The 23,572-nt window shown below is 66.5% G+C and carries 20 protein-coding genes; 8 read left to right on the top strand and 12 right to left on the bottom strand.

Annotation, left to right across the window (positions count from 1 at the left end):
• Window positions 1–38: 38 nt before the first annotated feature.
• The gene (locus tag K323_RS0112445; RefSeq protein WP_157509427.1) at window positions 39–248 is read right to left on the bottom strand and encodes a hypothetical protein; all 210 of its coding nucleotides are present in this window, start codon (window positions 246–248) and stop codon (window positions 39–41) included.
• Between the two features lie 303 nt (window positions 249–551).
• Here K323_RS0112445 and K323_RS0112440 point away from each other — a divergent pair, with 303 nt between their 5' ends.
• The 4 genes from K323_RS0112440 to sufU all read left to right on the top strand — a co-directional run bounded on the left by K323_RS0112440 (window position 552) and on the right by sufU (window position 3,722).
• On the top strand, window positions 552–1,208 hold the full coding sequence (locus tag K323_RS0112440) for a bifunctional 4-hydroxy-2-oxoglutarate aldolase/2-dehydro-3-deoxy-phosphogluconate aldolase (protein WP_022885609.1): 657 nt from the start codon (window positions 552–554) through the stop codon (window positions 1,206–1,208).
• Window positions 1,209–1,296: 88 nt separating this feature from the next.
• Window positions 1,297–1,794 carry a heme-degrading domain-containing protein gene (locus K323_RS0112435; RefSeq protein ID WP_022885608.1) on the top strand — a complete coding sequence of 166 codons (498 nt, stop codon included), beginning with the start codon at window positions 1,297–1,299 and terminating at the stop codon, window positions 1,792–1,794.
• 156 nt (window positions 1,795–1,950) lie between these two features.
• Window positions 1,951–3,279 carry a SufS family cysteine desulfurase gene (locus tag K323_RS0112430; protein ID WP_425402277.1) on the top strand — a complete coding sequence of 443 codons (1,329 nt, stop codon included), beginning with the start codon at window positions 1,951–1,953 and terminating at the stop codon, window positions 3,277–3,279.
• The gene (gene sufU / locus K323_RS0112425) at window positions 3,279–3,722 is read left to right on the top strand and encodes a Fe-S cluster assembly sulfur transfer protein SufU (RefSeq protein ID WP_022885606.1); all 444 of its coding nucleotides are present in this window, start codon (window positions 3,279–3,281) and stop codon (window positions 3,720–3,722) included. Before K323_RS0112430 ends, sufU begins: the two co-directional genes overlap by 1 nt.
• Window positions 3,723–3,860: 138 nt before the next feature.
• On the opposite strand, the gene K323_RS0112420 is transcribed toward sufU, so the two are convergent.
• The 4 genes from K323_RS0112420 to K323_RS0112405 form a co-directional block, all read right to left on the bottom strand.
• Window positions 3,861–4,097, bottom strand: coding sequence for a lipoyl domain-containing protein (locus K323_RS0112420; RefSeq protein ID WP_022885605.1), 237 nt, complete (start codon window positions 4,095–4,097; stop codon window positions 3,861–3,863).
• Window positions 4,094–5,296 carry an alpha-ketoacid dehydrogenase subunit beta gene (locus tag K323_RS0112415; protein ID WP_022885604.1) on the bottom strand — a complete coding sequence of 401 codons (1,203 nt, stop codon included), beginning with the start codon at window positions 5,294–5,296 and terminating at the stop codon, window positions 4,094–4,096. The genes K323_RS0112420 and K323_RS0112415 overlap by 4 nt, the downstream gene beginning before the upstream one ends.
• Window positions 5,293–6,300: a thiamine pyrophosphate-dependent dehydrogenase E1 component subunit alpha gene (locus K323_RS0112410; RefSeq protein WP_022885603.1), complete on the bottom strand. Its 1,008-nt coding sequence runs from the start codon at window positions 6,298–6,300 to the stop codon at window positions 5,293–5,295. Before K323_RS0112410 ends, K323_RS0112415 begins: the two co-directional genes overlap by 4 nt.
• Before the next feature lie 97 nt (window positions 6,301–6,397).
• Window positions 6,398–7,168: an IclR family transcriptional regulator gene (locus K323_RS0112405; protein ID WP_026851598.1), complete on the bottom strand. Its 771-nt coding sequence runs from the start codon at window positions 7,166–7,168 to the stop codon at window positions 6,398–6,400.
• Window positions 7,169–7,300: 132 nt separating this feature from the next.
• Between K323_RS0112405 and K323_RS0112400 the strand changes: the two genes are divergently transcribed.
• The 4 genes from K323_RS0112400 (at window position 7,301) to K323_RS0112380 (ending at window position 17,173) form a co-directional block, all read left to right on the top strand.
• A complete protein-coding gene (locus K323_RS0112400) occupies window positions 7,301–8,263 on the top strand; it encodes a TIGR03885 family FMN-dependent LLM class oxidoreductase (protein ID WP_022885601.1) in 963 nt (320 codons plus the stop codon).
• 92 nt (window positions 8,264–8,355) lie between these two features.
• Window positions 8,356–10,029, top strand: a complete 1,674-nt coding sequence (locus K323_RS0112390) for an alpha-amylase family protein (protein ID WP_022885599.1) — start codon at window positions 8,356–8,358, stop codon at window positions 10,027–10,029.
• A 279-nt stretch (window positions 10,030–10,308) separates the two neighbouring features.
• Complete coding sequence (locus tag K323_RS0112385) at window positions 10,309–13,227, top strand: hypothetical protein (RefSeq protein WP_157509426.1); 2,919 nt, start codon at window positions 10,309–10,311, stop codon at window positions 13,225–13,227.
• Between the two features lie 19 nt (window positions 13,228–13,246).
• On the top strand, window positions 13,247–17,173 hold the full coding sequence (locus K323_RS0112380) for an endonuclease/exonuclease/phosphatase family protein (RefSeq protein WP_022885597.1): 3,927 nt from the start codon (window positions 13,247–13,249) through the stop codon (window positions 17,171–17,173).
• Between the two features lie 75 nt (window positions 17,174–17,248).
• Here K323_RS0112380 and K323_RS0112375 read toward each other — a convergent pair whose 3' ends face one another.
• From K323_RS0112375 to K323_RS0112345, 7 genes are all read right to left on the bottom strand, one after another.
• Window positions 17,249–18,214 (bottom strand): ROK family protein, encoded by a 966-nt coding sequence (locus K323_RS0112375; RefSeq protein WP_022885596.1) that lies wholly within the window; start codon window positions 18,212–18,214, stop codon window positions 17,249–17,251.
• Complete coding sequence (locus K323_RS0112370; RefSeq protein ID WP_022885595.1) at window positions 18,211–18,972, bottom strand: copper homeostasis protein CutC; 762 nt, start codon at window positions 18,970–18,972, stop codon at window positions 18,211–18,213. Before K323_RS0112370 ends, K323_RS0112375 begins: the two co-directional genes overlap by 4 nt.
• Complete coding sequence (locus K323_RS25800) at window positions 18,969–20,024, bottom strand: asparaginase (protein ID WP_022885594.1); 1,056 nt, start codon at window positions 20,022–20,024, stop codon at window positions 18,969–18,971. Before K323_RS25800 ends, K323_RS0112370 begins: the two co-directional genes overlap by 4 nt.
• Window positions 20,017–20,961 (bottom strand): amino acid ABC transporter permease, encoded by a 945-nt coding sequence (locus K323_RS25795; RefSeq protein ID WP_022885593.1) that lies wholly within the window; start codon window positions 20,959–20,961, stop codon window positions 20,017–20,019. The genes K323_RS25800 and K323_RS25795 overlap by 8 nt, the downstream gene beginning before the upstream one ends.
• The gene (locus K323_RS0112355) at window positions 20,958–21,602 is read right to left on the bottom strand and encodes an amino acid ABC transporter permease (protein ID WP_022885592.1); all 645 of its coding nucleotides are present in this window, start codon (window positions 21,600–21,602) and stop codon (window positions 20,958–20,960) included. The genes K323_RS25795 and K323_RS0112355 overlap by 4 nt, the downstream gene beginning before the upstream one ends.
• A 46-nt stretch (window positions 21,603–21,648) precedes the next feature.
• Window positions 21,649–22,602: a glutamate ABC transporter substrate-binding protein gene (locus K323_RS0112350; protein WP_022885591.1), complete on the bottom strand. Its 954-nt coding sequence runs from the start codon at window positions 22,600–22,602 to the stop codon at window positions 21,649–21,651.
• Between the two features lie 62 nt (window positions 22,603–22,664).
• Complete coding sequence (locus tag K323_RS0112345) at window positions 22,665–23,429, bottom strand: amino acid ABC transporter ATP-binding protein (RefSeq protein WP_022885590.1); 765 nt, start codon at window positions 23,427–23,429, stop codon at window positions 22,665–22,667.
• Window positions 23,430–23,572 lie beyond the last annotated feature (143 nt).

Below are 23,572 nucleotides of genomic sequence, written 5' to 3'. Positions count from 1 at the left end.
GCATCCGTTTGCCGGCATCAACGGTGCTGACCGCGCAATCAGGGCAGGGGATTGCCGCGACCGCGAATCCACAACAGATGGGCGCGCACCGACATGAAGCCGCCGACGAGCAGCGCGACGATCGCGATCGGGAGCAGGACCGCAAGGTAACGGTTCTGTGTGAGCGCATTGACGACGAGCAGCAGAACGGCCAGTGAACTGCCGGCGAAGCCGGAGAGGGCGAACGTGTTGAAAGACCAGTGCTTCACGGAGCGTGTTCCAATCGGTGTCAGTTCAGGGTAGCCGCTGGCGCAGTGGCTTTCACCCGCTGGCATTAGTCGGTGGCATTAGTCGCTGGCACTATCGCTGGCGCTCGTTCGGTGGTCGACGGGCACGATCGTCTTCACAACTGCTGCATTTTTCGCTTGAGGGGCACCATTCGGCCCCGATTCAGGGCCGAATGGTGAAAATCGCAGCGGTTGTGTACCGCCCGAGTTGGCGAAGCTGCGGCACGCAGAGGTCGAAACGCTAGTCTCAGTTGGACGAGGCTCGACCGAGAATGGAGCACCGCTGTGACGGATTCGAACGCGACTGAACTGAATGGCGCTGTGACGGTGGCCGAGAGCCAGGCCTCGTTCGACGGCTGGTTCTCAGACGCGAACACGATGGCGATCCTCCGCGGCTACACCCCTGAGCGCACTGTCGAGTTGGCGGAGCGTGCGTGGGAGATGGGCTTTGCGTTGGTGGAGGTTCCGGTTCAGGATGACCGATCGCTGGCCTCGTTGCGCGCGACTGTCGAGGCCGGTGCGGCCCAGGGTCGCCCCGTCGGCGCAGGCACGGTCATCTCGGCGGAGCTGGCCGCGACGGTGGCGGATGCCGGCGCGGCGTTCACCGTCGCACCGGGCTGGGACCCACTGGTTGCGACAGCCAGTCTCGAGCGGGGGATGCCGCACCTGCCCGGAGTGATGACGGCATCCGATGTGCAGCAGGCGAGTGCGTTCGGGCTGAACTGGCTGAAGCTCTTTCCGGCGTCGATCGTTGGCTCGGACATGTTCCCTGCGCTGCACGGGCCGTTCCCGAAGGCTCGGTTCGTGGCCACGGGAGGCATCGACGAGACCAACGCTGAGGAGTTCCTCGCCAAAGGTGCTGCCGTCGTTTCGCTCGGCTCTGCGATCGAGCGCGTGACCGACGAGCACGTGCGCATGTGGGGTCGTCACCTCTCCGCGTAGCCGGCCGTGTGCCGCCTGATTGCGCGTCGGTTCGAAGTACGGTGGGACAGACGTACAGCACGCCGCCACCGACCGAAAGCAGAGCCTCATGAACGACGAGAACGACGAGAAGATGGCCCTTGCGGCGCTGCTCGAGCAGGAACGCGAGATCCAGTTCGATTCGTTCGCCCACGGTGACGCCTGGGTGGTCGGCACCCATCTGGTGCAACTGGCCAGCGAGCGCGCGCTTCCGGTTGCGATCGCGATCATGCTCGGCGACCAGCGGGCGTTCCACGCTGGCTTGCCCGGCGCATCCGCTGACAACGACGACTGGCTGGAGCGCAAGTTCCGCGTCGTCAGGCGGTTCGGGCATTCATCGCTGGCGATCGGCACGAGGTTCCGGTCCACCGGTGGTGACTTCGACACCGATTCCCGACTCAGCGTCAGCGACTACGCGGCGCACGGGGGAGCGTTTCCCATCCTGGTGCGCGACTCGATCGTGGGCATCGCCGGCGTCTCCGGACTGCCGCAGCGCGACGACCATGCCTTGGTCGTCGAGGCGCTGGCCGCGCACCGCGACCGACGCGCGGCATCCGTCACCGCCTGAGTTATGCGCGGTTCGCGCCGGTGACAGGGAACAAGCTGGCGCGGACCGTCGTCATACGGCGAAAACGGACGCTGCGGAACAGCAACGGGCGGAGAATGGTTATAGCCGTGGGCAGCGGTGATCCCGCGAGGCCCAGGCAGCAACGAAAGGCAGTTCGTGTCACCAGTCGCCACCGATATCTCAGCCCGTACCACAGCCCGTACCTCCGCCGAGACCCTCTCCGAAGAAGACGTCGCACTCCTCCGGCAGGATTTCCCCGCGCTCGCAGAGATCGTCAACGGCGAACCGCTCGCCTATCTCGACTCCGGCGCCACAGCGCAGCGCCCGCGCCAGGTGCTGGGCGCCGAACGCGACTTCCTCATCCACAGCAATGCGGCCGTGCACCGCGGCGCCCACACCCTCGCTGGCCTCGCCACCGAGGCCTACGAAGACGCCCGCGCCACCGTCGCGGACTTCGTCGGAGCGCAAGCGGACGAGATCGTCTGGACCTCCAACGCCACCGACGCTCTGAATCTCGTGGCCTACGGCATCGCCAACGCCAGCCACGGCCGCGGCGGCGAACCCGCCCGCCGGTTCGCCCTCGTTGCAGGCGACGAGATCGTCGTCACCGAGGCCGAGCACCACGCGAATCTCGTCCCCTGGCAGGAGCTTGCTGCCGTCACCGGCGCAACCCTTCGCTACATTCCGGTCGACGACAATGGCGTGTGGGATGCCGCTGCCGCAGCATCCGTCATCACCTCGCGCACGCGCGTCGTCGCGTTCGCGCACGTCTCCAACGTCACCGGATTCGTTGCACCCGTCGCCGAGGTTGTCGCGGTGGCGCACGCCAACGGCGCGCTCGTGGTGCTCGACGCCTGCCAGTCCGCCCCGCATCGCAGCCTGAACCTCGCGGAACTCGACGTTGATTTCGCCGCCTTCTCCGGTCACAAGATGCTCGGTCCGACCGGCATCGGCGTGCTGTACGGCCGCGCAGAACTCCTGAACGCGCTGCCGCCGTTCCGCACCGGCGGCTCGATGATCACGACCGTCACCATGGAGGGCGCAGACTACCTGCCCGCCCCTCAGCGCTTCGAGGCAGGAACCCAGCCGGTGTCGCAGGCGGTCGCGCTCGCCGAAGCGGTGCGCTACCTGCAACGCGTCGGCCTGGATCGCATCGAGGCGAGAGAAGAAGAACTCGCCGAACGGATGCTGATGGGCCTGGCCGGGATCGACGGCATCCGGGTGGTGGGCCAGCCGCTCGGTTCTCCGCGAGCCGGCCTCGTGAGTTTCGACGTTGCCGGGGTGCACGCCCACGACGTGGGCCAGTTCCTCGACGCGCAGGGCATTGCCGTGCGGGTCGGCCACCACTGTGCCCAGCCGCTGCACCGCCGGCTCGGTCTGACCGCGACCACCAGGGCAAGCGCCTACCTATACACAACAACGGGCGAAGTCGACCGGTTCATCGCCGCGGTCGCCGGCGTGCGCCCGTACTTCGGGGTGGCCTGATGAGCGATGCCCTTGCCGGCCTGTACCAGCAGGTCATTCTCGACCATTCGAAGCAGCGCACCGGGTTCGGTGAACTGGAGCACGCGGATGCCCAGCGATTCGAGCGCAACCCGACCTGCGGCGACGAGATCACCCTGCAGATCGATATGGAGCCCGGCACCGACCGCATCGCGTCGCTCGCCTGGCACGGGTCTGGCTGCAGTATCTCGCAGGCGTCAGCATCCGTTTTGGCAGGTCTCGCACCCGGCCTGACGACGGTGGAGCTGCACACGACGATCGACGAATTTCGCACAATGATGCGCTCGCGCGGTGTCGGCGAACCAGACGAAGACCTGCTCGGCGACGCGGTCGTCTTCCAGGGCGTCTCGAAGTACGTGATGCGCGTCAAGTGCGCGATGCTCTCGTGGGTCGCGCTGGAGGGCTGCCTGGCCGACGTGGCCTGAGCCGTCTCGATAAACGGGTGGGAGTTCGATCGGCGAGCCGGCGGATGGGACGAGCGTACGCGTGCGCCCCAAGTGTCGCCTCAAGCGCTCCGGAGGCGACACTATGGGCGCACGCGCGGCGCGGCCACGCGGGCGCCGCTACGCGGGCGTCACCGAGGCGATCACGCTGCCCTGCGGTACCTCCGCCTCCTCGGCGACCAAGAGTGTGATGGTGCCAGCGATCTCCGGATACACCTCCGCGTCGACCTTGTCGACCGCCACCTCCGCGATCAGCGTGCTCGGTGTCACCTCGTCGCCGGAGTCAACGAACCAGGAGACCACGATGCCGGTGGCATCGTCTGCCTCCGACATCCGCGGAAAGACGACGTCACTCACTTCGCCACCGCCTCCCGAACCGCCGCCTCGATGCGCGTTGCCGTCGGCAGGACCGCATACTCGAGCTGACTCGCATACGGCACCGGCACATCCGGCATGCACACCCGCGACACGTGGCTGAGCAGTTGCGGCTGACGCTCGGCGACCGAGGCGATCACCTCTCCTGAGAGCCCGAACGACTGGTAGTCCTCGTCGACGACGATCAGTCGACCGGTCTTCGAAACGGATGCGACGATCGCGTCGCGGTCAAGCGGCACGAGACTGCGCAGGTCGAGCACTTCCACGCTGATGCCCTCCGGTTCGAGTTTCTCGGCCACGTCCAGCGCGTGGTGCACAGAAAGCGACAGCGTCACGACCGTGACATCCGTGCCCTCTCGAACCACCCGTGCCTTGCCGATCGGAACCTCATACGATTCCTCGGGAACCGCGCCGATCGAGCGCTTGTTCTTCTTCATCCAGCCGAGGCCCATGACGCCCTTGTGGAACATGAACACGACCGGGTCGTTCGACCTGATGGCCGCCGTCATCAGCCCCTTCGCGTCGTAGGGGTTCGACGGCACGACGACCTTCATCCCTGGCAGGTGCGCGAAGGTGCCCCACAACGCCTGCGAGTGCTGTGCGCCGTCGGAGTAGCCGCCGCCGACCGCCGTCATCAGCACCATCGGAACCTGCACATTGCCGCCGGATTCGAAGTGGATCTTCGCCATGTGGTTGTAAATCTGGTCCATGCAGACCCCGAAGAAGTCCACGAACATCAGCTCGACGATGGGGCGCATGCCCTCAACAGCTGCACCGATGCCGGCTCCGATGAATGCCGACTCCGAGATCGGCGTATCGAGGATGCGGTCGGCGCCGAACTCGTCGATCAGCCCCGTCGTCGAGGAGAAGATGCCGCCGTACGGGCCAACATCCTCGCCCATCACGAACACCGAATCGTCGGCGCGCATCTCCTGGGCGATGGCCTCCTGGATGGCTTTCGCCGTCGACAGTTTGCGCTTGCCCGGCTCGGGCTCGATTACCGTGGCCGAGCTGCCGGGGGCGCGACCGGTGCCGGTGTCGATGGCGTCGCCGCCAGCGGTGGTTTCCGCATCCGTTGCCGTGCTGACACCCGCGCCGGTGACGGGCGCACCGGTGGATGCCGCGCTGGCCGGTGCGTTGCCTGCGGACTCCTGACGGGCCGGATCGATGTTGGTGCTCATGAGCGTGCTCCTTCCGAGAAGACGTAGTCGAGGGCATCGGCTGGGTCCGGCGTCGGTGATGCCTTCGCGAAGTCGATGGCGTCTTCGACCCGTTCGGAGGCGGACGCCGTCATCACGTTATAGTCCTCCTCCGTAATGGCGCCACTGTCCACGAGCGCCTGCTTGTAGGTCGGCAGCGGATCCCTTCCAGGCACCCCCTCGAGGTCGGTGCGGTACCCCTGCGCATCGCCCTCGAAATGCCCCCAGAGCCGCAACGTGTGCACTTCGACGAGGGAAGGTCCGTTGCCCGCTCGCGCGCGGGCAACGGCCTCGCCGCATGCTTCGTAGACTCCTTCGACGGAGTTCTCCTCGACCCGCACGCCCGGGATTCCATAGGCCGCTCCTCGATCGGCATTGGATGTGACCGATGTCGACTGCGCGCGGGGTACCGAGATTCCCCAGTCGTTGTCTTCGATGACGAAAACGACGGGAAGCTTCCACAGCGCGGCCAGGTTCAGCGATTCGTGGAAAGCGCCCGCGTTGGCGGCGCCTTCTCCGGCGACCGCCACGGCGATGCGATCCCCGCCGCCACGCCGGAAGGCCATGGCCTGCCCGAGGGCCGGGGGCAGCCCCTCGGCCACGATGCCCGAGCACGAGAAGTGGGTCTCCGGGTCGAAGAGGTGCATGTGCCCGCCGCGGCCGCGGCCGAGACCCGTCTCGCGGCCGAAGATCTCCGCCGTCATCTCGCGAAGGCGAACGCCCTTGGCGATGGCGACGTGATGCGGCCGGTGGGTGGCCGTCATCGCATCGTCCTTGGTGAGGTGGGCGCCGAGCCCGGCGGCAACGGGTTCCTGTCCGGCCGCCAGGTGCATCTCGCCCGGGATCAGGCCCGCGCCGATGTCGAAGCCCGGGCTCTTGTCTGCGTGGTACTCGCGAAGGATGGCTTCTTCGTAGGTGCGGATCAGCACCATTGAGTTCAACAACTCCCGGCGTTTCTCGTCGGTGAGTTCGGGGTAGAGCGTCATTGCATCTCCTCGGATCGTACGGATCGACGCGTGGCGATGTCCGCCACGTGTGACTTCACCGTACGGGTGCCACGCGAGGGCCGGGAGGGGCAAAGTTTCAGATGGTGAACTGCCCGTACCGGTCGGCTCCGAGCTGGAGCGACAGCTTGCCGGCGGCGGTCTGCATGCGCCGCACGATCGCATCCGTTTCGACGGCTTTGCGGTCTGACGGCAACGACACGGCGAGCGAAGCGATGACGCCGGGCGCCCGCACCGGCACGGCGATGCAGGTGAAGCCGATGGCGTACTCCTGCTCGTCGATGGCGGCGTCTGGGAACCGATCGAGCTGCTCAAGAAGCGTGCGGCGGTCGCTGATTGTGTGCTGCGTGAGCTGGGCGAGCGGATGCCGGGAGAGGTAGTCGAGGCGGCCCTCCGAATCCAGCTCGGTGAGAATCTGTTTGCCGAGTGCGGTGGCATGGGCGCTGTTGTCGATGCCAACCCACAGCTCGACACGCGGGCTCGGTGCCGCATCGACGATGTCGACGATGTGCACCTCACCGTCGCTGAACCGGGAGAGGTAGGCGGTGGCGCCCAGCTCATCCGTCACCCTGCGGAGCGTGCTTCGCACCCTGGCGAGGAAGACGCCCTCCTCACCCTCGACGCGGAGGCTGGGGAAGCGGCTCCCCAGCACGAGACCGTCGGGCTCGCTGCGGAGGTAGCCCTCGTGCATGAGGGTGCGAATGAGGTTGTAGGTCGTTCCGAGGCTGAGACCGGCCGCCTGCGCGAGAGCCTTAGCGGGCAGCGGACGAGGCGCATTGGCCACCATGTCGACCAGTTGAACGGCTCGCTGAACGGAGGCAATGAGGGTTTGATCGCGTCGTGTTGTCATCATTGACTCCGCCATCAGGATAGTCGTTTATCCGGCGCGGTGGCCGGGTGGGGCAAGCCCTTGCGCAATCCGCAGACCCGCAGCACCATGGGAGCAGTTTCAACTACCAGGTGACCCTGCGGAAAGGCGACGATGACCGCTTTCGGATTCCACGCCTCACACGAGCAGCTTCACCCCAGCGCACTGATCGCGGCCGTGCAGCACGCAGAGCAGGCCGGCTTCGACGTGGCGATGTGCTCAGATCACCTGGTTCCGTGGAGCGAGCGGCAGGGCCAGTCGTCGTACACCTGGTCGTGGCTCGGTGCCGCGCTGCAGGCCACAAATCTCGGGTTCGGCACCGTCAGCGCCCCCGGCCAGCGTTACCACCCGGTCATCCTCGCGCAGGCGATCGCTACCATTTCGGCCATGTTCCCCGGCCGTCTGTGGGTGGCGCTCGGCACCGGTGAGGCGGCGAACGAACACGTGACAGGGCAGGCCTGGCCGCGGAAAGACGTGCGCACCGCCAGGCTCAGGGAGTGCGTCGAGATCATCCGTGCGCTCCTGGCCGGCGACGAGGTCAGCCACGACGGCCTCGTCACCGTCGATCGGGCACGGCTCTGGACGCTGCCAGACAAACTGCCGCCGCTGTTCTCCCCGGCCGTCAGCGTGGAGACCGCGGCCTCAGCCGCCGAGTGGGCAGACGGGCTGGTCACGATCGGCCAGCCGGTCGAGGTGCTGCAGCGGATGATCGACGCGTACCGGGGCAACGGCGGCCGTGGCGAGCTCGCCCTGCAGGTGCACGTGAGTCACGCCGAAACGGATGCCGAGGCGCTGGCCATCGCTCACGACCAGTGGCGAACGAACGTGTTCTCACCGCCGCTCTGCTGGGATCTCGACTCCGTCGACGCGTTCGATGAGGCAGCCAAGCATGTGACGCCGGAGGATATGCGAACCTCGGTGTTCGTCTCGGCAGACCCCGATGCCTACGCCCGGATGTTGCGCGGCTACAGCGAGCTCGGATTCGACCGCATCTACCTGCACCACGTTGGAAAGGAGCAGTCCCGGTTCATCGACATGGTCGGCGAACGGGTGCTCCCGCAGCTCAGGAAGGGCTGATCCATGCGGAAGCACGCGCAGAATCACACGCAGAAATGCGCGGAGAACATCCCGGAGCGCATCATCTCGCAGCACATCAGGGAGAACACCGCATGAGCATCGTCGACACTGGAGACCTGTGGTGGAAGTCCGCCGTCGTCTATTGCCTCGATGTGGAGACGTTCCTCGACTGGAACGGCGACGGTGTCGGCGATTTCGCCGGCCTTGCGCACCGGATCGACTACCTGGCGGAGCTCGGCGTGACCTGCCTCTGGCTGATGCCGTTCTATGCAACGGCCGGCCGCGACGACGGCTACGACATCGTCGACTTCTACGCGGTCGATTCCCGCTTCGGGCATTTCGGCGACCTCGTCGAGCTGATGCGCCTCGCCCGCTCGAGGGGACTACGGGTGATTGTCGACCTGGTGATCAATCACACGTCTGACAAGCATCCGTGGTTCACAGCGTCTCGCTCCAGTCGCGAATCGCCCTACCGCGACTACTACGTCTGGCGAGACACGCCACCGAAGAAGCAGCCGAAGCCGGTGTTTCCAGACCAAGAGAAGAGCAACTGGGAGCTCGACAAGAAGACCGGGCAGTACTACCAGCACATGTTCTACAAGGCCCAGCCCGACCTGAACGTTGCCAACCCAGCGGTTCGCGACGAGATCGCGAAGATCATGGGCTTCTGGGCGGAGCTCGGTGTGAACGGCTTTCGGGTGGATGCTGTTCCGTTCCTTCTTGAGACGGCCGCCATCATCGGCGGTGATGGTGCCCTGCCAGACCCGCACGAATACCTGCAGGCGCTCCGATCGTTCCTCAGCCGCAGGGTGGGTGACGCGGTGCTGCTCGGCGAAGTGAACCTGCCGCGCGAAGACCAGCTGCTCTTCTTCGGCGGTCCGGACGGCGACGAACTCAACATGCAGTTCGACTTCATCACGATGCAGAAGATGTACCTGTCGTTGGCCAGGAGCGACGCAGGGCCGCTCGTAGAAGCGTTGCAGTCTCGGCCGGTGTGCTCGCACGACGTGCAGTGGGCGAACTTCGCCCGCAACCACGACGAGCTGACGCTCGACAAGCTCACTGACGAGGAACGGGCAGAAGTGTTCGCCGCCTTCGGCCCTGAGAAGCGCATGCAGGTGTACGGCCGGGGGATCGTGCGCCGGCTGCCGCCGATGCTGCATGGTGACCAGCGTCGCATCCGCATGGTCTACAGCCTGCTGTTCTCGATGCCGGGCACGCCGGTGCTGTTCTACGGCGAGGAGATCGGGATGGGGGAGAACCTTGCCAGGGAGGGGCGGATGGCTGTGCGCACCCCGATGCAGTGGAACGCCGGGCGCAACGGCGGTTTTTCGAATGCGAAGAAGTCGCCGCTCATCGATGCCATCGTCGACGGCGTCTTCGGCCCAGACCGGGTCAACGTCGAAGACCAGCTGCGCGACCCAGACTCGCAACTCGGCTTCATCAAGAGACTGATCGAGCATTACCGGGCCTCTCCCGAGCTCGGCTGGGGCACCTTTGAAGTGTTGAAACAGAAGCATCCGGCGGTGCTCGCGCACACGCTGACCTGGGACGGAGGCCGCGTCGTGCTGCTGCACAACTTCGCCGACGAGCCGGTCGACGTGCACCTCAGGGTGCCGGACGGCGACGAGAGCACCACTCTCAGCGACCTCTTCACGGACGAGACCGTCCAGCTCACGGGCGCGGGCGCGGTGGACATTTCGCTGGAGGGCTACGGGTTTCGGTGGCTGCGACTGGTCAGCGAGACGGATGTTCGCCGGTACTGAAAGGCTCGCCACGACGGAGAATTCGCACGAGCGAGAAAGTTCCAGCGGTTCGGATCCGGTATCCGTTTGGGCATTCTGGCCCACAGAGGTGCCCCGGAACCGGCTCGACATCGCGACGCTTGCTGGCCGCACCGGGGTATATCTGAGCGAAAGTCAGTATTGGGCTAGACGTGACGAGACCACCGGAGCACAATAGGCGCAGGCCGTCGCTCGCCTCCCGACGGTGCGCCAGCCGAAGGCTGAGGCGTATTCTGCACCCCGGGTTCCGTGGAGCACGTCATGACCAGGATTCTCACATTCGTCGCTGTCCGTAAATTGCCGGTCGAGCTCTCGCCCCCACCGACGTTGGCCGACTCGAGCGACTTCCAGGCGAAATTGAGCAATACCGCCGAGGGGCTCAATCCCGCTGAGAAGATGATCGCCGCGGCGCGGGACTTCGTCGGCGCCGGAGACGTCGTCGACACCGCTGTCCGGGTGCATCGGGGCCCGGAGTTCATCGACCTCTTTGACCTCCTCAGCACTGAACGGCGCCACACGCTCGACGACATCGACTCCGCGGCGCGCCGCGCCGCAGGCGATCTCCAACCAGCCGATTGGGCGGAAGATCTGAGGCGGGCAAAAGACACAGTGCTCGCGGCGTACATCATCGGCACCGGCGGCCCGAACCCGACGACGGCCATGAAACTCGTGCGCGCGCAGACCCTCGCCGAGGCGGTCCTGGCCGGCGGAGTGAGTCTCGGTCAGGTCGATGCTCTGCTTCGGGCGCCGCTCGTGCTGCCCGAGTTCCTGCTCGGTCGGGGTAACGCGGCACCCGCTGCACCCGGCCACAGCCAGGAACACGGCCATGATGACGAGCCGCAGCCGCCGGATGCCGCAGTCGACGCTCTGCTTCACGAATTCACGGCAGCGCGCGACCAGCACGCCCGCCTCAGCCAGGCCCTCATCGAGGTGGCCAGCCACGATGAAGATGAACTTGTGCTCAGCGAACTCGACGAACAGCGGCCCCTCGCCGAGCTGTACCGCACCCGACCGGCGCGAATCCGGGAACCCGCCGGTCAGAAGGAGCATAAACCTGCAGCGGATGAAACACCGGCCAGCAGCTCCCCGCTGCGGCGCGCGGCGCTGCGTTCCAACGTGATCCTCTCGGACACCGCCGTGCGGCTGCTTTCTGAACCCGCGACCGGGGCGATGCGCGACGCGGGCCTTGATCCGGCCGCGTCGTCGGTGCGTGACATCCAGACAAAACTGGCGGCCGACCACGAACAGGCCGGACAGACCCTCCGCACCTTGTCGATCAAACTCGGCGGTTACGTCGGCCAGGTGAACAATGACAAGCGCGAGATCATCAGCGACGCGATCGGAAAGTGGGCCGTCGATCCGGTCGACGACCCGACTGCCTCCGAACCCGTCGCATCCGCTCCTCCCGGCACGTCCACGGCGGTGAAGCCGCTTGGCGTGGCCGACCTCTGCCTGGTCAGGACGCACATCAGTCGTTATGAGCGCGGCGAAGTGGCCAGCCTGGAAAATGTGCTGCCGGGCGAGAAGCTCACCCACACCATGCGACAGCTCGACGAGTCGGAGTCCACCGGCACCACCGAGACGGAACAGACCAGCCTGCAGTCGCTCGCCCAGACCGTTGCGGAGCAGGATTCGGGCAAGACGACCGCCCAGGCGATCGGCAGCGGCCGTGGCCCGCTCACCAGCGACGGCCCGGAGACATTTTCGAAGTCTGTGACGGATGCCGTTTCGTCGACGTCCACGAACCGCTCACGGACGGCCTCGGTGCTGCGGCAGTTGCGCCGGACCGAAGACGCGCTGGAGCATGTCTTCGACAACAGCTCCGAGGCCGGACCGCGCTTCGGCGTCTACCAGTGGCTCGACCGGATCTACCAGGCGCAGGTCTTCAACTACGGCTCACGGCTGCTCTACGATCTCATCGTCCCCGAGCCGGCCGCGCTGTTCCGGGAGGCGCTGGCCCGCCCCCGCGGCCAGGGTGCGCTTCCGCCCAAACCCGCCAAGTTCACGGTGCCGGTCGACAAGCTCAGCCTGGAGAACTGGTCCTACTACGCCACCGGTCATCAGGCCACCGCCGTCGAGGCGCCACCGCAGGCGCATGTCATCGTCACCGAGAACTTCGGCGGCAAGGCCACGGACCCGTTCGGCGATACGATGACTGCCAACACCCTTGAGCTCGGCGAAAGCCGCAGCACCCGGGTGCCGAAGGGGTTCAAGGCCACCCAGTACCGGGTCGTCGCACTCGCCAGCGGATGGACGGCGACCACGTTAAGCGTCGTGGTCGGATCCAAGCGGATCGCCATCGGTGGCGACTGGAGCGGGAAGGTGTTCACCGGCAAGCTCGATGGCGAGGTCGAGAGCCTGCCGGTCGGGCTCATCGTCGACGGGGACGGGATCAACCCGGGAATTGCCACGCTGGCTGTTGCCATCGAAATCATCTGCGAGCCCACAGCCGAGGCGATTTCGGCGTGGCAGACCAAGACGCACGGGCTGATCGTGGCCGGCAACCAGAAGCGGTTCGCTGACTACGAGGAACGCGTGGCCAACCGGGACGCCACAGCCCGCCTCCAGTTGCAAGCACTGGCGTCGGATCGCAAGCGCGCCATTATCCGGGACGAGTTGAAGCGCACCACCCTGGCTGTGCTGACCAACCAGAACTTCAGCACCTTCAACGCCACCAGGGCCGACGCGCTCGGCTTCCCCTACCCGGATGCCGCGGCCAGCGAGGCGCTCTCGGCATACATCCGCTTCTTCGAGCTGGCGGTGGAATGGGAACACGTCGAGTGCGCGTTCTTCCCCTATTTCTGGGGATCACGTGCGTCCTGGGTAAGCAAGCTGCTCGGAGCAGAACCCGACCCGCAGTTCGCGGCGTTCCTCGCCGCCGGGGCAGCGCGGGTGGTGCTGCCGATCCGGCCGGGATACGAGGTGGCCTTCGAGAAGTTCCTGAACAGCGGCGCCACGCCCACGACCGCGAAACTCCTCGACGTGGGCGGCCCGCTGTGGGCACCGCTGGTGGCCGAACTCCGGGCCCAGGGTGCCCAAGACGATTCCGAAACGGCAGTCGGCGATTCGTGGGAGTTTCGCCTGGCCTCCGACCTGGTGCGCGCGCGTCGCGACGACAAACTGCCGCGTTGGAGCCTGACGGCGGGCGAGTGGGTCGAAAATCCCGACACCGATTCCTGAAGCCCGGCACGGCGAACCCATGCAACCCTTCGACGGTCCCGTGAACGGGGCCAGCGGCGCGCAGGTCGAATTCGATACGCGTCGGCTGCGCTATCTCGAGTGCCTGCCGAAGCGGGCATTCCTGAACTCGGTCCGGTACGCGAGTTGGAAGGAAGGCAAGGACGAGGTCACCCTGTGTGACGCCATAGCGGCACTGGGGTTGGAGAAGCTCGATCCCGGCCTCGAAGCAATCACCGACGCACTCGAGCGGATGCCAGACGACCAGCGGAACGACAAGCAACGAGAGTGGCTGCTGAGCGACAAGCGGGAGACCGCCCTGGCCAGGGCGCTGCTGGTGCGCGCCCAGCCGGAGCGCCAGGACGAACTGTTCGGATGGGAACGCAGCGGCGTGTCTCCCGAGGAGTACTGGGCGAAACTGCAGGTGCCCACGGTGCACATGCGCTACCTCCTCGAAACGGCGGACTTCGGCGCCCATGAGGTGCTTCGACTGGTCTACCTGCTCGACGAAACCCCGGAGCATCTGCGGGACGCCGCGCTGCTCTGGCGCGACGCGGGCGCACTCGCGCGCGACCCGAACCTGCCGGAGAGCGTCTCCACCGCCATCCGCTCGTCGTACACGAATTTCAAGTACTGGTTCGATGACCCGTTCCGCTGCACCGAGTTCACCGGGGAGGCCTTGAAAACCAGGTCGTCGAAGGCGCTCAATGGGCACGAAGACATGACGCCCGGCCAGGACATGACCTACTGGTCTGAGAACCACCGGATTCTGTTCGCTGCCGCGGAGTACCTCGCTGGCCAGTTCTGGCCGGCCGAGCAGTTCGTCTCCCAGCGCGCCAACCGCAAGGAAGGCCCGAACGGCCCGCTCCGCCCCGGTGATCTCACGGGCGCTCAGCATCTCGCCCACGCCCGGCGGCGCGTGCTGCGCTGGCTGAACGAGCGCCTCCGCCTCGGCTTCGCCGAATGGAACGCCCCCGGCTATTACGTGGAAGACCTGCTCGCCCTGCTGAACCTGGCCGATTTGGCCGTTGACCCGGAGGTCCGCACCCGGTCTGCCATGGTCCTCGACCTGATGGTGTTCGACCTCGCCGTGAACTCGCCGACCGGCGCATTCGCCGGCTCGGCCGGACGGGTCTACTTCGAGCACAAGAACTGCGTCTGGGAGCAGACGATTCGCGACTCCAGCGAACTGTTGTTCGGCCTGCTCGGGCACTTCTCCGGGTCCAGCAACGCCGCAGGGTTCTTCGCCACCTCGCCGGGTTACCGTCCGCCCGACGCGCTCATCATCCTGGCGCGGCACGGGCCGGTGCAGCTGACCACGAAGGGCCGGGTGTCGATCGACTTCGACGAGGCTGCCGACTACGGCGTCGGCACCAGCACCGACGATGACATGGAGTTCTGGTGGAGCCGGGCGGCCTACGCGACCAAGGAGACGATCATCGGTTCCCGCGAGGTCGCCACCAGGAACGGCCTGCTTGAGACCGAGCCGTTCAAGGGCATCCTGCCGATGATCAAGAAGGTGGCAGACGCGATCGACACCACGGAGGATGTCGGCGCCGGCATTCTCGGTGGCATCGGCGGCGCGGTCGCCGGGTTCGCGATTGCCGGTCCGGTTGGGGCGGTCGCCGGGGGGATCGCGGGCGCGGCCGTCGGGGCATCCGCTCCTGACTTCAACGAGGTTGACGCGGCCGACATGTTCTCGGTGCTCACCGAGGGGTCGGTGCTCAGCCGCGCCAACCTCTACAGCCATCGATCCGGCGGGGCAACCCTCGCCAGCGTGCAGAATTTCCGGCGCGGGCAACTGAATTTCCAGGGGATGCCGTGCGTCGCAGCCCTCGAGAACGGCGCCATGGTGTGGACGAGCTATCCGTCTGCTGGCACCCGCGTCACCGGCAGCTTCCTCTTCGGCGTGATCAAGGTCGACGAGGAACTGTTCCCGGCCGGGCACGACGGCCCGAACTGGTGGACCGGCAGTGCCGTGCAGCCGAGGGTCGTGCAGCAGGGCGGTGCGGCTATCACCGCCTACAAGGCGCAATCCATTCAGGAGATGCTCTTCGGCGAACGAACCCACGCCTGGTTCCCGAAGAACCAGTTCGACGAAGTGCGGGGGCCGGACAGTGCCAGGTGCAACCATGACTCGGCGCGCTGGTTCTTCGGACGGAGCGGGGACAGTTACGTGGCGTTGTTCTGCGCACTCGAAACGACATGGACGGACGATGGGCCGTGGAAGGACAAGGAGATCCGCGTCGGCGGAGACACGAACATCTTCATCACCCAAATCGGCTGCGCTGCCGAGTTCGGCAGCTTCGAGCGATTCATGGCAAAAGTGAGCACCGCGCGGGTGCATGTCTCCGGACTACACACCGGTGCCGAACTCCAATGCAGTTATGACGTTCCGTTCGGAGAGCGCCTCGAACTGCATTACGACCACGGCTCGCGCTACGGCGGCGAACTGCTGGCGGAGGATGACTATCCCCGCCATCGCAGCCAGGTGGCGCGCATTGCGTGGCAGCAGGCCCGATACGCCATTGAGCAGGGCAAGCGATCCCTGGTGCACGACGTCGTGAAGGGAACCCGCACAGTCGGTGGTGCGTTGCGCCGGCTCGAGCACGACACCCCTCTCACTTTCTACGCTCAGAACATGGGTCTGCTGCCGTGGCCGCTGTACAAGGGAATCGACCGGGACGCCGCCCTCGGCGCGGTGATTTCCCGCCTCAGGGAACGGATGCCGGACGTCGTGGGCCTCAGCGAGATGTGGACGGCGGGCGATCGGAACCGGGTGAAGAACGAACTCCGGGATCTCTACCCGTACGTGATCGACGGCCCCCACGAGCCGATCGAACTTGTCGTCACCGACGTCGAGCTGATGGGCGGCGGCCTGCTCCTGCTCAGCCGGCACCGTATCGTCGAAGGCGCTGGCACGGTCTACCGGCACTGCTCGGGCGACGACTGCCTCAGCAACAAGGGTGCATTGCACGCGCGCATCCAGCGCACGGGGAGCCCGTGCGCGGTCGATGTCTTTCTCACCCACACCCAGGCAGCGGCCCCGACCGTCGCCGGCACGGTCGCCGGGGCACGCACAGCCGTGCGCGCTCAGGTCCGCCACCTGGCCGCGTTCATTCGGGCCAGACGCGACGTCGTGGCACCGGCGATCCTGTTCGGCGACTTCAACATCGATTCATTCGTGCACGCCGACCTGTACGACTATCTGGTGCAATCGCTCGGGTATCCGGCGGACCTGGTCCCGGTGACGGATGCGCGCGGCGCACAGCATCCGTCTGGCACGAGTGAGAGCGACGACGGCACCATCTCGTCCTTCCATCCCGCTCACCCCGGCCGCCCCGTCGACGACCCCGCCCGGTTCGGTGACACCGTGGAGCGGCTGGACTATCTGTTCGACTTCCCCGGTGCTCTTTTCACCCAGCATGTGGAGCGGGCGGATGTCGTGATTGAGCAATGGTCGCCTGGGCGGGACATGTCAGACCACTACGGAATCCAGGCCTCGATCGACACCACCACGCAGCTGTTCCCAGGCGACAGCGACCTGTCTGGGATTCGCGTGACGCTGCGCCGGTTCACCTGCCTGCAGACGACGAGCGGGCCGGGGGATGACGAGGTGACGTTCACGGTGACAGCGAAGTTGGCCCGCGGCGCGGTGTTCAGCATCGCGGCGCCGGAGGTGGAGGACGTCTCAGCCGGTACCCGGCACGAATACGACCTCGCGCCGATGCGGCTGCCCGAGGCGGGCGACGAACTCTCCCTCAGCGTGAGCGGCAACGAAATCGACGACCTCTCGGCGGAAGACTCGCTCGGCCGCACCAGGTTGGTCTTCGACCGCCAGGAACTGCAGGCGCTGCGGGACGCCGGCAGCGCGGGCTTGGCGTTTCCGGTGCTACGCGGCGACGGCGCGGAGTACGTCGTCGAGATCGATCTCGAGTTTGCGCCTTGACAGGCATGCCCGGGGGAGGGGGCAAAGTCAGTCATGCTTTCATCTTGTGCGGTGACGGCGGAGGATGCGAGCAGCTCAGGCGGCGACGGCGGAGGCGGCCGGCCAGCCATTGACCACCGAGCCACGCCCCGCAACCTGGAAGGCGAGGATGGCGGCGCCGATGCGCCCGGCGTCGGTTCCGACCGTCGACAGAAGCACCTCAGGCGCATCTCGCCAGGCGAGACCCTCTGCCAGGGCCGCCCTGACCGGACTGAGCAGCACATCGCCGGCCTGCGCGAACCCCCCACCGATGACGATCACTGCGGGGTCAAGCAGCAGCGTCATGATGGCCAGCCCCTGCGCGAGCACCCGCACCGCGTCTGCCCAGACCTCATCGGCGACAGGGTCGCTGCCCACGAGCTCCACGATCTCGCTCGACGACAGTGCAGGCCCACCGAGCCCAGCGTCACCGAGGGCAGCGTACCGCCTGGCCAGGCCGGCCCCTGAGACGTAGACCTCCAGACATCCGAGCTGTCCGCAGGTGCACAGCTCTCCACCGGGAACGACCGGAATGTGGCCGAATTCGCCCGCAGCACCGGATGCCCCGGTGACGGTGTCGCCGCGTGTCACCAGGGCAGCGGCGACGCCGGTTCCGATCGGCACCAGCACAAATTCGTCTGAACCCCGTGCCGCACCGAGCAACCGCTCAGCCAGCCCGGCGGCACGCACATCATGCCCGACAGTGATCGGAAACTCGAACCGAACTCCGAGCAGCTCGAGCAGCGGCACGTCGCGCCAGTTGAGGTTGGACGCGTAACGCACGATCCCAGACGACTCCTCCACGATCCCCGGCGTCACCACCGCGGCCGCGATCACGGTGTGCCCGAGCTCCAACGCCGTGGCCTCCAGCTCGAGAAGCAGCTCGATGAGCGCCGCGACGATTCCGGTGGCCGGCGTCGGCCGCCGCTCCGCCGCAACGGTCTCGCCGTGCTCGGTGACCACCGCGCCCTTCATGCTCGAACCGCCGAGATCGACCGCCAGCACGACGGATTCCCCGCTCACGAGCGCTCGCCGCGCGAGACCGCAGGAACCTCAGACAATGCGGCCAGCATCTCGTCGATGCGGTCGCCGGAGGTCACCATTCGCGTCCCAGGGTCGTAGGCGCTTGCGCGCAGGCTCGCGCTCGGCACCGGCGCGCCCGCCCGAAAATGCACCTCGCTCACCCCGGTGCCGACAACGGTCGACGCCGCATTGTGCGCCCGCAGGCCTCCGCCGGCCAGAATGCCGATCCGCCCGTCCGCCTGGGCGACGAGTGCGGAGAGCGCGTCGACATTGTCGACGACGCTGCCCGGACCGCCCGATGTGAGTACGCGCGCGACGTCGAGATCGACCAGGGTCTCCAGTGACTCGGCGGGCGACGGCGTCTGGTCGAAGGCCTTGTGAAAGGTGACGGATGCTGTGCCACAGGCCCGCAGCATCCGTGACGTTGTGTCTGTGTCGATTCGGCCGTCCGGTAGCAGTGCACCGATGACAAACCCGACCTCGACTCCCGCTGGCGCAGTCAAGGCCCGGACGGCTTCGATGTCGGCGCACATGGCCTGCACCTCGACTTCGGAGTAGACGAAGTCGCCGCCCCGCTGTCTGATGAGCACGTTCACGCCGATGCGGCTGACGCTGCCGAGCACGGCCCGGACGGTTCCGATGCTCGGGGTCGTGCCGCCGTCGGCCAGGTCGGCGCATAATTCAATGCGGTCTGCGCCGCGTTGCTCGGCCGTTGCTGCGCCGCCGATGTCGTCGAGGCAGACTTCCAGGAGCGTCACGCGATGCCGCCGTTCGTGTCAGAAGCGGCCACACCGAAAGAGGCCGCGCTGAAAGCACTGAGCGCTTCCTCGAGGTCGCGACCGGCGACGATTTCGCCGACCCTCACCCCACCGCCGAGCACGGGCAGAACGGTGAGCGAATCGGCGCCGCTGACGTCGGTGCCGAGCGCTTCGAGCACCCGCAGGGCGATGAGCGTCGTGGCGCGCGGGCTGCCGTCGATAATCTTCATCGAGACCGCCGAACCGTCCGGGCCGGCCACCCCGATGACCCCCTCCGCGCCGCCCTTCGACAGCGCGCCGGGCACCGTCTCCATCAGCAGGCTATTGGCGTGCCCGCTGCCACCGACATAGAACGGGTGTGCCCGCATCGCTGCAGCGACCAGCCCGGCCGGTTCGTCTGCGGGTGCAAGCACGAGACCCCGAAACGCCGTCGCGACGCCGCGAACGGTGGTTCCGAACAGGGGCGCGCCGCATCCGTCGATCGCCGTGATGGTGACCGGCACGCCGGTGGCCTCGGCGCAGACGTTCAGAATGTGCTGCTGCAACGGATGCGCTGGGCCCAGGTAGTCAGCCGTCGACCAGCCGTTCACGGCGCAGGCCAGGAGCATCGCCGCGTGCTTCCCAGAGCAGTTCATCCGGATCGGGGAGCGGGCCTCGCCAGACCGCAGCATGGCCTCGAAGGTCGCTTCGTCTTCAGGGCGATCGGCCGGGCAGCCGAGGGCGGACTCATCGAGTCCGGCGCGGGAAAGGATGCTGCGCACAACACGCACATGCTCGTCTTCCCCGGTGTGGCTGCCGGCGGCGATGGCGAGCTCCGGCCCGGCCAGGGGTGCACCGGCGGTCAGGCAGGCGAGCGCCTGCAGAGGCTTCACCGTCGAACGAGGCAGGATCACAGCATCCGTCTCACCCAGTTCGATCACCGGAGTTCCGGCGGCGTCCAGGGCAACCAGCGAGCCGAAGTGACGGCTCTCGACCAGGCCGGAGCGCACCACCACCGCCAGCTCGGCGAGGCCGGGAACAGTGGGGGAAGAGGCTGCGGGGAAATCAGGCACGAGGTGGTTCTTTCTTGACTGGCTGTTCATTGACTGAGCGTTCTGTGACGGATTTTTCGGTCGTCGTGAGGGCGGCAGCCAGCGAGGGCACGGCGGCAGCAAGAGTCTGATTGGCAACCGGCGTTCGACGGCGCCCAGGCCTCTGCAACCGGGAGGCCAGGGCAGAGAGGCTTCCGTTGAAGACCAGGTAGATCAGGGTGACAACCAGGAAGGTCTGGATCAGCAGGTGGTTGAACGCCGAGAGCACCTGGCCGCGGTAGAGCAGTTCCGTGTACGCCACGATGTAGCCGAGCGAGGTGTCTTTGAGCAGGCTGACCAGCTGGCTGACGAGCGACGGGGTGACGTTTCGCAGCGCCTGCGGCAGCACGACAAGGCGCATGGCCTGGCCTTGGCGCATGCCGAGGCTGAGTGCCGCCTCTGACTGCCCACGCGGCAGGCTCAGGATCCCGGCGCGCACGATCTCGGCGAACACGGCGGCATTGGCGATCGCCAGGGGAATGACGAGCTTCCAGAGCGTCGGGAAGTTGATGCCGAGCTGCGGGAGGCCGAACAGCATCAGGTAGATCAGCAGCAGCACCGGGATGGTGCGGGCGACCTCGATGTACCCGGTGGAGAGCCAGCGGATGAGGCGGACCTTGCTCAGGCGTCCGAGGGCAAGCACAATCCCGAACACGGCGCCGAGGACGGCAACGATCGCTGCAGCGGCCAGGGTGCCTCCGAGGCCGACAAAGAGATACTGCCAGATCGCCCACTCGGTGAACGGCGTCCATTTGTCGACGTCGAGCTGCCCGTGGGAGCCGAACTGCCAGAGCCCAAGGCCGAGGATGCCGGCGAGGACAACCGCGCTGATGACCGAGCCGATCATGATCCGGCGACGGCCGCGCGGGCCCGGCTGCTCATAGAGGAAGCTGGCGGCGTAGTGCTGTGACCGGCTCATCGTACGATCGCCACATTTCGTTCGACCCAGCCGGTGGCGAGTCCGATCGCGAGGGCGATGGCCATGTAGACCAGGCCGGCCGCCGTGAAGATTTCGATGGGCTGTGCGTACACCAGGTTCACCTTGTTGACCCTGGAGGTCAGCTCGACCACGCCGACCACTGCTGCCAGCGCGGTGTTCATTGCCAGAGCGATCATCACGTTGCCGAGCGGCTGCACGACTGCACGGAGCGACTGGGGGATGACCACCAGGCGCAGGGACTGTCCGAGGGAGAGACCGAGGGCACGCGCGGCCTCGATCTGCCCCACTCCGACGGTGTTGACGCCGCTGCGCACCGCTTCGGCGACGTACGCCGCCTCGTAGAAGGTGAGGACGATGATCGCGGTCGGCAGCAACGGCAGGATGAGGCCGGCATCCGGCAGCGCGAAGACGGCCAGAAGCAGCAGCGCCAGGAGCGGAACGTTGATGAAGAACTGCACATAGCCGAAGGCGGCCGCCCGGAGGATCGGAATCGGGCTCACTCGCGCGACCGTCACCAGCACCCCGAGGATCAGAGAGCCGATTCCGGCCACGACGGCCATCAGGAGCGTCGTGCCGAGTGCCTCGAGGAGAAGCCCGAAGTTCTCCATCAGAATATTCATCGTTTACCGTTCGCTGGCGCTGCTGCGCCCATTGGAGACTGACGGATCAGGAACCGGGGACGGAACCAATGGCAGGCGGAGTCGGGATCTCGGAGTCTACGACCGTGCCGAGGGTGGTCTTCCAGGCCTCGCCCCACTGGCCGCCTTCCTGGATCTCGAGCAGCCAGTTGTTGATGAACTCCTTGAAGTCGGCGTCGTCGTGCTTCAGGCCGATTCCGTATGGCTCGCTTGTGAACGGCTGCCCGACGACCTTCAGCTTGTCGTTGGCGGCTGCATCGCTGGCGAGCAGCGTGTAGTCCTGCACGTAGGCGTCGCCGCGGCCCTGGAGCAGTGCCTGCACGGCCTGCGGGTCCGTGGCGAAGTCGACGAGTTCTGCGGTGGGCTGTTCCTCCGGAACGGCGATCACCGCAGGGGTGTTCGCACCGACGATGACCGTCTTGCCGCCGAGGTCTTCGATGCCCTTGATGTCGGTGTTGTCCGACTTCACGGCGACAGCCAGGCCCGAGCTGAAGTACGGGCCGGCGAAGGAGATCTGCGTGGCCCGCTCCTCGGTGATCGTGTAGGTGTTGAAGACCACGTCGACAGTGCCGTTGGCGAGCAGCGCCTCGCGGGTCTCGGATGCCGGTGGCACGATCTCGACGTTCGGCTCGCCGAGGATGTAGATGGCGAGCAGCTTCGCCAGGTCGGCGTCGAAGCCGGAGACGTCGTCGGGGTTCGCCGGGTCCTGCTGGGAGAGCAGGGGTGCGTCGAGGGCCTCGCCGACGATGAGCTTTCCGCGCTCCTTGATCTTCGCCATGGTCGAGTCGGGGATGATGAGTTCGTCGGCGGCGACCGGTGCGTTCTCGAAAACGGATGACGTTGCATCCGTCTGCTCTGAGCCGGACGTCTCGCCTGGGACGCTACCTGAGCCGCTGGAACAGGCCGTGAGGGTCAGGGCGAATGCGGCCAGGATGGCGCCCGCGACGGGCAGCTTCCTGCGCAGGGGGGAGGTGACTGACATGGATCTTCCTATCTTCTCTGATCGAACTTCTGGTGTGGGGAGTGCTGGGCGGTGCGATGGGGTCAGTGCGACAGCACGGATTCCAGGAAGGAGCGCGCGCGATCGGTCTGCGCGTTGTCGAAGAATGCGGCCGGGGTGTTCTGCTCGACGATCTGACCGGCGTCCATGAAGACGACACGATCGGCCGCTCGCCTGGCGAAGCCCATTTCATGGGTGACGACGATCATCGTCATGCCTTCGCGGGCGAGGGACACCATGACCTCGAGCACCTCGCCGACCATCTCAGGGTCGAGTGCGGAGGTCGGCTCGTCGAACAGCATGACCTTCGGGTGCATGGCGAGGGCGCGGGCGATGGCGGCGCGTTGCTGCTGGCCGCCAGAGAGCTGCGCGGGAAGGTGGTGCGCCTTCTCCGCGATGCCGACGCGTTCGAGCAGTTCCATCGCTTCGGCTTCAGCAACGGCGCGTTTGGTCTTCCGAACCTTGATCGGGGCGAGCGCGACGTTGTCGAGCACGGTGCGGTGAGCGAAGAGGTTGAACGACTGGAAGACCATCCCGACGTCCGCGCGAAGCTTCGCCAGCTCGGCGCCCTCGGTCGGAAGCGAGTGCCCGTCGATGCGGATGTCGCCAGAGTCGATCGGCTCCAGTCGGTTGATCGCCCGGCACAGGGTCGACTTGCCTGAGCCGGACGGGCCGACCACCACAACAACCTCGCGCGGCTGCACGCTCAGGGTGATGTCCTTGAGCACGTGCAGGTCACCGAAGTGCTTGTTCACGGACTCCAGGCTCACCATCGCCGCGGCGCGATTGGTGTTGCTCTCAGCGGCCATTCTTCCCTCGCATCGTCGTCGATTCCACAATGAACGCCATAGTACTAAGTTGCGGAGCTTATGTGCAATAGTTGAATGATTTAGTCCGATATCGGACTAAGTTGATGCAGTACAGTCAGACAACCGCTTCTCGTGGATGGGCT

The organism is Glaciibacter superstes DSM 21135 (assembly GCF_000421145.1).
Lineage (GTDB): Bacteria > Actinomycetota > Actinomycetes > Actinomycetales > Microbacteriaceae > Cryobacterium > Cryobacterium superstes.
Note: the sequence above shows the minus strand (reverse complement) of the source record. Positions and strands in the feature narration are given on the sequence as shown.